The organism is Ekhidna algicida, from assembly GCF_051379705.1.
In the GTDB taxonomy this organism is placed as follows: Bacteria; Bacteroidota; Bacteroidia; order Cytophagales; family Cyclobacteriaceae; genus Ekhidna.
Genome location: NZ_CP179868.1, coordinates 2657388 through 2670157 on the forward strand (window position 1 = coordinate 2657388; position 12770 = coordinate 2670157).

Annotated in this window: 10 protein-coding genes and 1 riboswitch; of the genes, 6 read left to right on the plus strand and 4 right to left on the minus strand. The window is 41.2% G+C overall.

Features of this window, described 5'->3' with window-relative positions; genetic code table 11:
• Positions 1-55 precede the first annotated feature (55 nt).
• A complete protein-coding gene (locus ACL8WY_RS11675) occupies positions 56-1117 on the plus strand; it encodes a sensor histidine kinase (RefSeq protein ID WP_436514917.1) in 1062 nt (353 codons plus the stop codon).
• 2 nt (positions 1118-1119) lie between these two features.
• Positions 1120-1845, plus strand: a complete 726-nt coding sequence (locus ACL8WY_RS11680) for a LytR/AlgR family response regulator transcription factor (protein ID WP_436514919.1) — start codon at positions 1120-1122, stop codon at positions 1843-1845.
• On the opposite strand, the gene ACL8WY_RS11685 is transcribed toward ACL8WY_RS11680, so the two are convergent.
• Both ACL8WY_RS11685 and ACL8WY_RS11690 read right to left on the minus strand, forming a co-directional pair.
• Positions 1829-3235, minus strand: coding sequence for a TonB family protein (locus ACL8WY_RS11685; protein WP_436514920.1), 1407 nt, complete (start codon positions 3233-3235; stop codon positions 1829-1831). The genes ACL8WY_RS11680 and ACL8WY_RS11685 overlap by 17 nt on opposite strands.
• Positions 3222-3650 carry an RNA polymerase sigma factor gene (locus ACL8WY_RS11690; RefSeq protein WP_436514921.1) on the minus strand — a complete coding sequence of 143 codons (429 nt, stop codon included), beginning with the start codon at positions 3648-3650 and terminating at the stop codon, positions 3222-3224. The genes ACL8WY_RS11685 and ACL8WY_RS11690 overlap by 14 nt, the downstream gene beginning before the upstream one ends.
• A gap of 206 nt (positions 3651-3856) precedes the next feature.
• Between ACL8WY_RS11690 and ACL8WY_RS11695 the strand changes: the two genes are divergently transcribed.
• From ACL8WY_RS11695 to ACL8WY_RS11705, 3 genes are all read left to right on the plus strand, one after another.
• The gene (locus tag ACL8WY_RS11695; protein ID WP_436514923.1) at positions 3857-5683 is read left to right on the plus strand and encodes a YfbK domain-containing protein; all 1827 of its coding nucleotides are present in this window, start codon (positions 3857-3859) and stop codon (positions 5681-5683) included.
• Between the two features lie 73 nt (positions 5684-5756).
• On the plus strand, positions 5757-6392 hold the full coding sequence (locus ACL8WY_RS11700; protein ID WP_436514924.1) for a hypothetical protein: 636 nt from the start codon (positions 5757-5759) through the stop codon (positions 6390-6392).
• Entirely contained in the window at positions 6392-7390 is a 999-nt protein-coding gene (locus ACL8WY_RS11705) for an aldo/keto reductase (protein WP_436514925.1), read from the plus strand. Before ACL8WY_RS11700 ends, ACL8WY_RS11705 begins: the two co-directional genes overlap by 1 nt.
• A 53-nt stretch (positions 7391-7443) precedes the next feature.
• Here ACL8WY_RS11705 and ACL8WY_RS11710 read toward each other — a convergent pair whose 3' ends face one another.
• Positions 7444-9669: a TonB-dependent receptor gene (locus ACL8WY_RS11710; RefSeq protein WP_436514926.1), complete on the minus strand. Its 2226-nt coding sequence runs from the start codon at positions 9667-9669 to the stop codon at positions 7444-7446.
• Positions 9670-9740: 71 nt separating this feature from the next.
• A riboswitch (TPP riboswitch) is annotated at positions 9741-9833 on the minus strand.
• Between the two features lie 47 nt (positions 9834-9880).
• Positions 9881-11752 carry an ABC-F family ATP-binding cassette domain-containing protein gene (locus tag ACL8WY_RS11715; RefSeq protein WP_436514927.1) on the minus strand — a complete coding sequence of 624 codons (1872 nt, stop codon included), beginning with the start codon at positions 11750-11752 and terminating at the stop codon, positions 9881-9883.
• A 76-nt stretch (positions 11753-11828) separates the two neighbouring features.
• On the opposite strand from ACL8WY_RS11715, the gene ACL8WY_RS11720 reads away from it, so the two are divergent.
• Positions 11829-12749 carry a hypothetical protein gene (locus ACL8WY_RS11720; protein WP_436514928.1) on the plus strand — a complete coding sequence of 307 codons (921 nt, stop codon included), beginning with the start codon at positions 11829-11831 and terminating at the stop codon, positions 12747-12749.
• The last annotated feature ends 21 nt before the right edge of the window (positions 12750-12770 follow it).

Here is a 12770-nt window from a genome sequence, read left to right on the forward strand (position 1 = left end):
ATCTGGAATCAGATTTGAAACGGAATTCATAAGTTTGGGCGTTTAGGTATGAATTATGAGTAGGATAAAACTGGAAGATATTTTGTTTAAGCCGCCGCGTATTGTATGGCATTTGGTCTTCTGGGTCGTTTTCATCAGCTTTTTCTCATTGGTTTATGGAAGCTTTGAAGAGCAATATGGCAGGCAGTATTTAATTCAGCTGACTGATGCGATTCTGCAAATACCTGCAGTGTATTTCACGCTTTATTTTTTGATGCCCAGATACCTCTTTAAGGAAAGGTATGTCGAGTTTATCACCTATCTGGTTTTACTTATACTTTCTTTCAGTGCCCTGCATTGGTTTAATTATGTTTTGGTACAAGAACCGATTTTTTGGTCAGAGGACGATTACACTCCTGCTTTAATAAATTTCGGAAAGATGCTCAAGAACACCACCAAAGTCTACCCGGTTCTGGTCTTGGCGATTGTGATAAAGTGGTTCAAGTATTGGTATCGAGAGCAAAAATCCAATCAGCAGTTGGTGGAAGAAAAGCTGAAAGCTGAACTTAATTTTCTCAAGGCACAAGTTCATCCACATTTCCTTTTCAATACGCTAAACAACCTATACGCACTCACGCTTAAGAAATCTAAGGATGCGCCGGAAGTGGTACTGAAACTTTCGGATTTACTCAATTACATGCTATATGAATGCACAGCCGATCAAGTACTGATTGAAAAAGAAATAAAGCTGCTCAATGACTACATCTCGCTTGAGCAAATACGATATGGCGACCGATTAAATATTTCGTTCAATATTTTGGGCAATGCAGGTGGTATGCGAGTTGCTCCACTGATGTTGCTTCCTTTTGTGGAAAATAGCTTCAAGCATGGAGTAAGCGAAGAAATGGATGAAGCATGGGTTAGCATAGACCTTGAGCTGAAGGAAGAAAAATTAACCTTAAAGGTTGAAAACAGTAAAAGTAAGCATGAGGAAAGAGATGACCAGTTCAACTATAAGCAGGGTATTGGGTTAAAGAATGTCCAGCGAAGGTTGGAGCTACTGTACCCGGAAAAACATTCACTTGAAATGCACGATTCGGTTGATTCATTTCTCATCGTACTCACACTAGAATTATAATTATGTCCTTGAAGTGCCTGATTGTAGATGATGAACCACTGGCCATTGAGATACTTCAATCGTATGTTGAACGAGTTGATTCGCTTGAATTAGTTGATACATGCAGCAATGCAGTACAAGCCTTTGATGTACTGAAGAAAGAAAAAGTCGATCTCCTTTTTTTGGATATTCAGATGCCTAAGCTAACAGGTATCGAATTTTTGAAGGCGCTGAATCCTACTCCGTCGGTCATCTTCACAACAGCATATCGAGAATACGCGGTAGAGAGCTACGAACTCAACGTAGTGGATTACTTGCTTAAGCCTATTGCTTTTGATCGGTTTTTGATGGCCATCAATAAGGTGGTAGAAAATGGAAATTCATCCACTTCAGAGATGGTAAACCAAGTAGTTGAATCTGGAAATAACAGCGATCCATTTCTCTTCCTAAAGGTGGATCGGAAGATGGTAAAAGTGTACTTGAAAGAGATCACCTACATTGAGAGTTTGAAAGACTATGTGAGAGTAAATACCGAAGATGGCAAGGAACTGGTATCGCTGCAGAAGATCAGCTACCTGGAAAAGAAGCTACCTTCAGATTGCTTTGTGCGGACACATAAATCCTATATCATTTCGTTAAAGAAAATCTCGGCATACACCAACTCCGCCATTGAGGTTGGAGGCACAGAAGTACCGATAGGGAGAAGTTATAAGTCAGAGGTAGTGAAGGTGCTTAAAGATCAGGTTTAAATCTAACTCGAACTTTCACTTTATCCTCAACATTTTTTCCATCCTGTTCTGTGGCCTTCCATTTTGGCCCTTCGTTTACAAGCCGGATTGCTTCTTGGTCGCAACCATATCCAAGGCTTTTCTTAATTGAAATGTCTGAAATTTTGCCGCTCGGATCGATGGTGAGTTCTAATACAACTGTCCCCTCTATTTCGTTGGTTTTGGCAGCCTCTGGATAGTTGAGGTTTTCATTCAGATATTTTTTATATGCGCGATTTCCTCCAAGGGGCTTAGCTGGAGAATAGCTGGTTTGCTGATCATTTTCTTCTTTGCCATAGCCTACTACGACAACTTCTTGAAGTTCTGTTGCTCCCCCAAGTGTCACATCTACATATGATCTGTTTCCGACTTCAATTTCTTGCGATTCGAATCCAATGTAAGAAACGACCAAAGTCTGACTGCTTGTTTTTGGTAGTTCAAAATTCCCGTCCACATCTGTGGTCACGCCAGTTGTTGTACCTTTTATCACAACATTGACACCTGGAAGTGGCTCTCCTGAATCATCAATTACCGCGCCCGAAACAGTTTCGTTTGCTGATGCGCTTCTTAGAGCAGCAGCAGGTTCAGCCTTAGATCGCTTGGCGGACTTTTCTGCCTCAGCACTTGTACTGCTAGCAACAGCACGTTTCTCAGCAATGAGCGGCTGAGCAGTTATGACCACTTCATCTAGATCAGCCGAGTCTGTGAAGGATTCTAACCTGGATTTGCTCGCTTGAACACCTGCTACTTTTCCTTGAAGTGAACGAGCTGCGTCAGTGTCATCAGCCACTGCCAATTCTTCTGAAACCTCAGTTTCCTGTATTTCAGTTATGGTCGCAGCATCCATATTCTCTACGATCAATTCTTCCGGCTCCTCCTCCATGGCTAATTGAGCAACTTCATCATCTTTATCGGCGACTTTTAGTCCATCTTGATTGAATGTCTTAGGTTGAGAGTCCTCCACATCCACTAAATCCTCGGCAACCAATTCTTTAGCATCTGGAAGTTTAATGGTATCCGGATCAGGACTACTTTGAAAAAACTCTTTCGACGGTTCTTCTTCAGCTGCTAGCTGCTCACCTTCAATAGTATTTGTAAAAAAGTAGACCGTGAAGGAGCCCAGCATTAGCAAAGCAACTACTGCAGCAACCCTCATGAAAGGGAGAGGCGCTTTCCGACTAGAGGAAACTTGCTTTTTCAATTTAGCCAGATCGGCAAGCGCTTCTCCACCATGCTCTTCAAAGCCTTCAAGCGCTTCCTGGGCAAATGAATCATCCATTATCTCACGTTCAAACGTATGCGCTTCCTCAGGACTCATTTGTCCTTTCAGATATCTTTCAAATTGTTCGCTATGGTTTTTATCTACTGACATTCTTGCTTTCGAGACACATTTTTAAATTTCGTTTACCATTCTGAATGTGACTCTTCACTTTCTTTAGTTCTATTCCTGTTTCTTCATTAACCTGATTATAGCTTTTCTTCTCCAAAAAGAAGAGCATCACACACTTCTTCTGCTCAGCTTTCAACTCCTCGATACAAGCTTCTAATGCTTCAAAGTCTTTTTCTAATTCTACTTTTTCACTATTAAGATGCACAGCTTCAGCAGATTCCATAAAAATATCCGCATGAACTTCAGGATTCTTTTTACGCAATTCCATCAGGCAATGATTTTTGGTAACCATAAATAGCCAGCTTTTGAAATGCTGCACTTCAGTGCTTAACAGCTTGGTACTTGTATGTTCATAGATAGCCATAGTGGCATCCTGACTGTCATCCCTATTTTTCAAATATTTCAAACACAGGCCATAAACCAAGTGCATGTACGCATTGAACAGGTTTCCATAAACCTGCTGATTGGCGGTTTCTCGGTATTGGAATAGGATTTCTTCATCCGTCGGCGATATGGTTTTGTCTTTATTCAGAAAAAATTTAAAATTTTTTATGGAATCTAATTCATGCCTGCATCTCAATGTCAAATCAAATGAAAAAAGAGATGAAACAGTTAATAATCTTACTATCCCTTTCGCTGACGCTCAATGTTAGTGCCAAGTATGTAAATGGAACCGTGTATGATGATGCGGGGCAAGTATTACAAGGTGTAAATGTGGTGATCAAAGGAACTGCCGCAGGAGTAAGCACCGATATCAATGGCTTTTACTCTATCGATGTGCCGAATGAAAAGACTGTCTTAGTTTTTTCGTTCGTCGGTTATCAAACTCAGGAAATTGAGGTGGGAAGAAGGAAAATTATTGATGTAACTCTTTCAAGTGAAATGGATGATCTTCAAGAAATAGTGGTCGTAGGTTATCCCGCAAAAGCAGAAAAACGTTCGCTCAATTATTCTGTTGCAGATCAGATGCAAAGTCGAGTTGCTGGTGTAAGCATTATGCCTTACGAACAGGAATATCACAATACGGAAGAATACGCTACGATCCATGAAAATGGATTCAGAAAAGTTTTAGATCATGCACTATCGACCTTTTCGATAGATGTGGATGCAGCGTCATACAGCAATGTTCGTAGGTTTATAAATAATGGACAGATGCCACAAAAAGATGCCGTGCGAATTGAAGAAATGATCAATTACTTCAACTACGAGTATAAAAATCCAACTGGAAAAGATCCTTTTTCAATCAATACTGAGATAGCAAAGTCGCCATGGAATGATAAGCACTTGATTGCTCATATTGGGCTTCAGGGAAAGAAGATTGAATTGGAAAATCTTCCTGCATCCAATATTGTCTTTCTGCTAGATGTATCTGGTTCAATGAGTGCACCAAATAAGTTACCATTATTGAAATCTGCTTTCAAGCTATTAGTGAATGAGCTACGACCACAAGACAAAGTATCTATTGTGGTCTATGCAGGAGCGGCAGGAGTGGTACTTGAGCCTACCGATGGAAATGATAAAAAGAAGATCATGGATGCGTTGGATCAACTCCAAGCCGGAGGATCTACTGCCGGTGGAGCAGGAATTAACTTGGCTTATAAAATTGCAAAAGAGCAATATGTAAAAGGTGGAAATAATCGAGTGGTGATAGCGACGGATGGTGATTTTAATGTTGGTGCCTCTAGTAATGCCTCAATGGAAAGACTCATCGAGGAGAAGCGAGAAGAAGGTGTGTTTTTAACTGTTCTTGGATTTGGAATGGGTAACTACAAAGATTCTAAAATGGAAATTCTAGCAGATAAAGGCAATGGAAACTATGCCTACATTGACAATATGAAGGAAGCGAAAAAGGTGTTGGTGAATGAGTTTGGCGGAACCATGTTTACCATTGCCAAGGATGTGAAGATTCAGGTGGAATTTAATCCTGCAGTTGTACAAGCTTATCGTTTGATTGGATATGAAAACAGAATGTTGAATGATGAAGATTTCAATGATAATAAAAAAGATGCAGGTGAGTTGGGGAGTGGACACACAGTGACTGCATTGTATGAGATCATTCCTGTAGGAGTGGAAAGCGAGTTTGTAAAAGACATAGATCCGCTGAAGTACCAAACAAACGATGCCCCAATTGCTGGGGATTCGGACGAGCTTTTAACAGTGAAGTTTCGATACAAGGAGCCGGACGGGAATAAGAGTAAGCTCATCACCCAGGTGGTAGAAAATGAAATCAGAAAATCAAGTAATAATCTGGATTGGTCAATGGCAGTTGCTGGATTTGGTATGTTGCTTAGAGATTCTGAATACAAAGGCGATATGACCTATGCTGATGTATTAAAAATGGCACGATCCTCTAAAGGTGAAGATGCCTTTGGGTACCGCAGTGAATTTATTGAGTTAGTGGATTTAGCTAGAAGTATGAGTCCACAGTAGTTTAGTGATTGAGTTTAGTCTAAGGCGATTCTGGAGAGGATCGCCTTTTTTATTATCCTTGCAAGAAAACGGCATGAGAAAAACTCTACAAACACTTTTTTTAATACTACTAGCTGTCTCAGCTGGAGCTCAGATTACGAATAAGGTGACATTTCTGGAGGGTAACATAAGCTACTCTGAGACTAAGTTCAAGACATCATCTTCCTTTTTTTCGTCATCATCTTTTGTGACAGTAGCAAAATCTACAAATATCAACGCTGGAATGGGTTTTACAACTTCTGAAAAGTCTGCTTTCGGATTTACTCTCGGGAGGATTTCAAACACCAGTTCCGATATCAAATTTGGCTTAACTAGAATCGGGGTGTTTCATCAGAAATTTTATGAACTATCTGAAAAATTCTACTTTACACCTCGCTTGGAGTTTATTCTGGGTTTTGGTAAATCCACCTTCTTCGATCCATCAGGAGGAGGAAATGATACTGATGTTGACAATAGCGAAATGTTGATAGGATTTCTCCCGGCCCTCCAATATTTTATCAATGAAAAGTGGGCAATTACTGCATTAATTGGATCGATTAGCTATTCAAGACTAAAGGAAGCAGCGAGCGATTCTGACGCAGAGATTGTTACGAAGAATGTTGATGTAAACTTGAATATCAATTCATTCAGATTGGGCTTCCAATATTATTTAATGAAGAAGAACAAATAGTGCAAAAAGTACAACTCGGAAAATCGGATCTAAAAATTTCGCCAATCGTATTTGGAGCATGGGCTATAGGAGGCTGGGCCTGGGGTGGTAATGATGACCGGCAAGCGCTGGAAGCAATCAAAACCAGCTTTGATGCAGGTGTGACCAGCATAGATACTGCACCCATCTATGGGTATGGCCATAGCGAATCGCTTGTTGGTAAGGCAATCAAAGAGCTGGGTCGAGAGAATGTTGAAATCCTGACCAAATTTGGAATCAACTGGAAAACCACAAAAGGGGAATTTTACTTCAATGCGGAAGGAAACGGTGAGTCGTATGAGGTTTATGCATATGCTGGAAGAGATGGGATTATTCAGGAGGTTGAAGACAGCTTGAAGCGATTGGGTACAGATTATATTGACCTCTATCAGATCCATCGTCCTGATGCCACCACGCGCATTGAGGAAACCATGGAGGTTTTGAAGGAGCTTCAGCAGCAAGGCAAAATCAGAGCCATTGGCATGTCTAACCATACGGGCAAAAAAATGAAGCGAGCAGGGAAGGTCATTGATTTGGCATCAACCCAGTCACCCTACAGCATGGTATATCGCAAAATTGAAAAGGATATCGTACCATTTTGCGAAAAGGATAATGTCGGCATTTTAGCCTATAGTCCACTCCAGAGAGGATTGCTTACCGGCAAGATCACATCTGACTATGAATTCAAAGGAGACGATCATAGGCCAGGCACAAAATGGTTTAAAGAACCTAATCGCTCCAGAACCAATGAGTTCCTGCAAAAAATCAAACCAATCGCTGACGAACATGGTGTGGCCTTGGCTCAACTGGTAATCAACTGGACTGTTCAACGTCCGGGGATCACTGCAGCCTTAGTAGGTGCAAGAAACGCTGAACAGGCCAGTGAAAATGCCAAAAGTATGAGCTTCGAATTGTCGCCAGAAGAGATTACAATTATCAATTCCGAGCTTGAAAAGGTGGTTATTGATCACAACGCATAAAAAAACCACCTCATTTAGAGGTGGTTTTAATTTTTAGTAGAGTGACTTTCTTGTTAGAACCTCAGATTCAAAGCCAAAAGGAAATTTCTCCCTGCTTGTGGATAGAAATAGTTTTCCCTTACGACAAAATCTCCACCAGCATATCCGAACGTATAACCGTTCGATGAATATTCTTCGCTCAGGATGTTATTGACAAGCAAACTCAGATTGACATTCTTCACAGATGCCAAGCTAAAATCATAGCTAAGTCTAAGGTCATTAACAAAGTAAGCGTCGATACTGCGTGCATCATTGCTTGTATTGTCAAGGAATTGTTTACCTACATATTTACTTAAGAGAGCCGCTTCGAATCCTTCAAATGGTGAGTATGTCAATCGGCTACCACTAATTACATTGGGCGAGAAGGAAATGTCTGTATCCGTGAATTGAGTTTCTTCAACATTAAATTCATCAAAGTTGGTACCATAGTTATATAGCACTTCGGTGAAGTTCTTAATCTTGTTTCTGCTCAGTGTCACATTAGCTTCCCATTTTAACTGATCCGTAAATTGGTAAGCACCCACGAGCTCAATTCCCATTCTATAGCTATCGGGAGCATTTTGGCGTATGTTGGATCCGACATCATTGAGTTCGCCAGTTAGCACAAGTTGGTTCTCATAGTCCATCAGATAGTAATTGGCCTGAAAGCTAAATGCCTGACCAAATCTGCGATAGCCAACCTCAAGATTTTGTAATGTCTCATGCTTTGGTGTTACGCCATTGGGCGCATCTACAAAGTCATTTCGAACCGGCTCACGATTACCTATTGCAAATGAGGCGTAAACATTCGACTGTTTATTTAGGACATATGTAGCACCAACCTTGGGATTAAAGAATCTGTAATCATCTCCAGTATCAATCGCTCTAAGATCATTGTCTACACCTTGTGTTTGATAATCAATGGTACGCAGCTGTAAGTCAGCAAAGAGGTTGAATGCATCATTGAGTTGATAGTTAGCTTTTAAGTAAACATTGAAGTCAGTTTTCTCACCTACATTATCATAGTAGCGCTCTCGTATATTACTATTGCTGGCAAATTGAGACCAGATAATCTCTCCAAAATGATCTCCATCATACTTGTTCCAGGCGCCCCCTAGCGTCAAGTCGAGATCGTTATTCAGGTAGTTAATTGAGAATGTGGTTCCATAGAAGTCGTTATCCAGCCACCTTCTTCTGATAAGATCTGTGGAGGTTACTGTACTATCTCCAATTGTCACATTATTGAGGTTGTAATCTGAAAAATCATCACCTTCTCTGAACTGCTCAAAATAGCCTCTTCCGTAGGTATAGTGTCCAGCCAGATTGACAGTTAAAGAGGAAGAAATACTATGAGACAAATGAAGCTGATAGTGATCTTGCTGATAGTTGTCCACCTCATTTTCGTACAAATAATAGTTGAATGTTCTGCCTGCCGTACGAATGTTTTGTGCTTGCGCTGCTGTATAGCCATTGTTAGCTATTGCAGCTTCAATTCCGGCGGCATCATTCTCTAGCACGGCCTGCGGTGTTCCCCACCAGCTTTGATAGGTCACTTCCTTTCCACCAAAAACCAAGGCCTTTAAGATTGTTTTCTTACCATAGTATCCTCCTGAAAGGTAGTAGGACTGAAGGTCTGATTCTGCCCGATCAATGTATCCATCAGAGGCAATTTTTGAGAGACGCGACTCAAACGACCACTTGTCATTGAGCAAACCCGTATTGTACATCAATGTATGCTTGCGTGTATTGAAGGAGCCGAAACTGTTATTCACTTCTGCGAAAGCATCTTGAGAAGGCACATTTGTTTGTAAGTTCACCGATGCACCAAATGCAGCGGCTCCATTTGTAGATGTACCCACCCCTCGTTGAATCTGAATATTGTCAACGGAAGAAGCAAGGTCTGGCATGTTTACCCAAAAAACTCCGTGTGATTCAGAATCATTCACAGGAATACCATTGATGGTTACATTGATCCGAGTCGCATCACTTCCACGGATTCGAAGGCCGGTATAACCGACACCGCCACCGGCATCAGAGGTTGTAACAAGTGATGGCGATAGGTTTAATAAAATCGGAAGGTCTTGACCCAGATTCACCTCTTTAATTTGCTCACGGGTAATTTCTGAATAAGTCGTTGGCGTGTTTTCGTTGGCACGTGTGGCATAGACAATCACATCATCCAGTTCTTTGGTCTTCAGGCTGTCTTGGGCAAAAGCAAAGCCTGATATCAGCAAGCATGCTGATTGTAAAAAAATTCTCATTGTTTTAAAACATTAACATTTAACCATCGAAGAGCGGGGACCCTTCATTATTGGTTATCATACTTGATCTTGAATTCTATCTCGATCTGTTCCTACGCCGGCATTATCCGGATCAGGTTTATGGGTATGATCTCAGCCGCTTTTCGGCACCCCTGTATCGGGCGCAAATGTAATGATGAGAATAGCGTAATACCTAAAGTGTAACCAAAACTTACAATTCACTCAGCTCCAACCACCTTAACTCCTTTTCCTCCAGATCATCTTCTACAGCCTTTATCTGATTACTGATTTCCTGAAGTTTTTCGTATTCAGTTTCGGAATTAAGCGATTCCTGAAGTGTCGCTTTCTTCGCTTCCAACTTTGGAATGTCTTTGTCCAACTGATCTAACTCTCGCTGTTCATTGTAGCTGAGCTTACGAGTCTTTGGCTTTTCAACAACTGTTTCTTCGATATTTGATTTCTGATTATCCTGTGGTGGCAACTCAGCTATTGGCACTCCTTCTTTATCTCTGTAATCTGTATAGTTACCAGGGAAATCTCGAATCTTTCCATTTCCTTCAAATACAAATAAATGGTCAACTAGCCGATCCATGAAGTATCTGTCGTGAGAAACAATCATTAAGCACCCGGCAAAGTTTTGCAGGTAATCCTCAAGTACATTCAAAGTAGTGATATCCAGATCATTGGTGGGCTCATCCAGGATCAGGAAGTTGGGGTTGGCCATCAGCACGCGCAGGAGTTGTAACCTTCGTTTTTCTCCTCCACTGAGTTTTCCAACGAAGTTGTGCTGCATTTTAGGGGGAAACATAAACTGATTGAGTAGCTGTGATGCTGACACCTGACTTCCATTATCCAATTCAATATATTCAGCAACTTCCTTTACTATATCCAGCACTTTCTTGTTAGGATCGAAGATGGTTTCATCCTGCGTATAGTAGCCAAATTTGGTTGTTTGACCGATTTCAATATTTCCAGAATCCGGCTTAATTTTTTGAGAAAGAATGTTGAGGAAAGTGGATTTTCCCACGCCATTAGGCCCGATGATACCAATTTTTTCTCTTCGCTTAAATACATAGCTGAAGTTCAAGACCAGACTCAAATTTTCATAGGACTTACTCACATGATCTAACTCTAAAATCTTTTTGCCTTGTCGCTCTCCTTTGAGATTAACTTCCATCTTTTGAGTGTGTACAGCACTGTGCGCCTTGGCTTTCACATCTTGAAATGCATCTACACGATATTTGGCTTTTGTGCCTCGTGCTTTAGGCTGTCTTCGCATCCATTCCAATTCTGTTTTGAATAGATTTTTGGCCTTATCGATGCTAGAAGCTTCCATCTCCATGCGTTCTGCTTTCTTCTCAAGGAATTGGCTATAGTTTCCCTTATATCGAAAGATATTACCGTGTTCTATTTCTAGAATTTCATTAGTCACACGATCTAAAAAGTAACGATCGTGTGTAACCATAAGTAAGGTTAGGTTAGCAGTAGCTAGATAGTTTTCCAACCACTCGATCAAGGCCAAATCCAAATGGTTGGTAGGTTCATCCAGAATAAGGAAATCAGGATTTACCACAAGTGCCTGTGCGATAGCGACCCTTTTTTTCTGACCTCCGGAGAGATCGCCCATTTTTTTCTCCAGGTCATGAATGCCAAGCTGTCCTAAAATTGCCTTGATCTGATGCTCATATTCCCAGGCATTTAAGGAATCCATGCGTTCAAGAATGGGAGTCAGGTCAGGAGCATTTTCAGGATCATGCTCTATTTTGAACATGGCACGCTCATAATCTCTGATAACATTTAGCTCTTCTTTGTCTTCGGCAAAAACGGCTTCAATGATTTTTTCATCAGGATTAAACTCCGGATGCTGTGGGAGCATGGATACGGTGAGGCCTTTGCGAAATGAAACAATTCCCTTGTCCGGAGCTTCGATTCCGGCAATCACTTTCATGAGCGTAGACTTTCCAGTCCCATTTACACCAACGAGAGCCGCCTTTTGACCTTGATCAAGCCCAAAAGTGATGTTCTCAAAAAGTTTCTTCTCATCATAGCTCTTGCTGAGCTCCTCAACCGACAGATAATTCATATCCGCAAAAGTACGCGTTCAGCAGTTGGAACAAATCATATGGTTTTAGTTTTATATATGTACAAACCCTTTCGTCATGAAGAACTTCATCTATTCTTTTCTAGTAATTTCCTTAATTGCCTGCGCACCGTCTAATTCCCAGGAAGTCAGCACGGAAAGCCCCAAAGACTTTAATGGCTACTGGTATGCTGGTGAAGCAGAGATAACCAGTTACCAATTGAAGCAAGCTAGATACGGAGAGATTCACGCGGGTGAATCCGTTTTGGTATTTGTCACCGAGCCATTTTCTAAAAGCAAGCAAGTGAAGCTTGACGACTGGAGAGACGAGAGTGCGGATAATGTCAGTGTCATGAAACTGAATATGACGAAGAAGTTTTTGACAGGAATTTATCCGTATTCAATGATGATGAGCACTTTCACGCCTGTCTCGGCAGACCAGTATCCTGATGCATTTAAGGTGACTACCTCGTCGCAAGAATGGTGCGGACATACCTGGCTTCAAATGAATTTGCAGGAGGAAGATTATCGTGCGCGTGGGTTTTCTTACTTCGAGTCTGAAGGCGATGTGGATATTTCCGTACCAAATGCTATTCTGGAAGATGAGCTGTGGACAAGAATTCGACTCAACCCTGGTAGCCTACCTGTTGGAGAAGTGGCTATTTTCCCTTCCACTTTTTATTTGAGATTACGACACAGGTCAATGGAGGTGAAAAAGGCAAATACGAATCTGACACAGATTGAGTCTTCAGATTACGCAAATGAAGCTCATCAGATGTACGAGATCAAATATGATGACCGATCACTTTCCATTTATTTTGAGTCTACATTTCCGCATACAATATTGGGATGGGAAGAGACCTATATGAGTGGCTTTGGTAATCCGGAAATGCTCACCACAAAAGCCAAGCGGATCAATACGATCAAGTCGGCTTATTGGGGTAAAAACAGTAATAAGGATAGGGCAATTCGAAAAGAACTTGGTTTGGGTCTTGATTAGTGTTGCCAGCAGCATTTTATC

What these genes read in the sequence shown, in the direction of transcription:
- ACL8WY_RS11675 (WP_436514917.1), top strand. Translation starts at nt 56, where the DNA reads ATGAGTAGGATAAAACTGGAAGATATTTTGTTTAAGCCGCCGCGTATT.
- ACL8WY_RS11680 (WP_436514919.1), top strand. Translation starts at nt 1,120, where the DNA reads ATGTCCTTGAAGTGCCTGATTGTAGATGATGAACCACTGGCCATTGAG.
- ACL8WY_RS11685 (WP_436514920.1), bottom strand. Translation starts at nt 3,235, where the DNA reads ATGTCAGTAGATAAAAACCATAGCGAACAATTTGAAAGATATCTGAAA.
- ACL8WY_RS11695 (WP_436514923.1), top strand. Translation starts at nt 3,857, where the DNA reads ATGAAACAGTTAATAATCTTACTATCCCTTTCGCTGACGCTCAATGTT.
- ACL8WY_RS11700 (WP_436514924.1), top strand. Translation starts at nt 5,757, where the DNA reads ATGAGAAAAACTCTACAAACACTTTTTTTAATACTACTAGCTGTCTCA.
- ACL8WY_RS11710 (WP_436514926.1), bottom strand. Translation starts at nt 9,669, where the DNA reads ATGAGAATTTTTTTACAATCAGCATGCTTGCTGATATCAGGCTTTGCT.
- ACL8WY_RS11715 (WP_436514927.1), bottom strand. Translation starts at nt 11,752, where the DNA reads ATGAATTATCTGTCGGTTGAGGAGCTCAGCAAGAGCTATGATGAGAAG.
- ACL8WY_RS11720 (WP_436514928.1), top strand. Translation starts at nt 11,829, where the DNA reads ATGAAGAACTTCATCTATTCTTTTCTAGTAATTTCCTTAATTGCCTGC.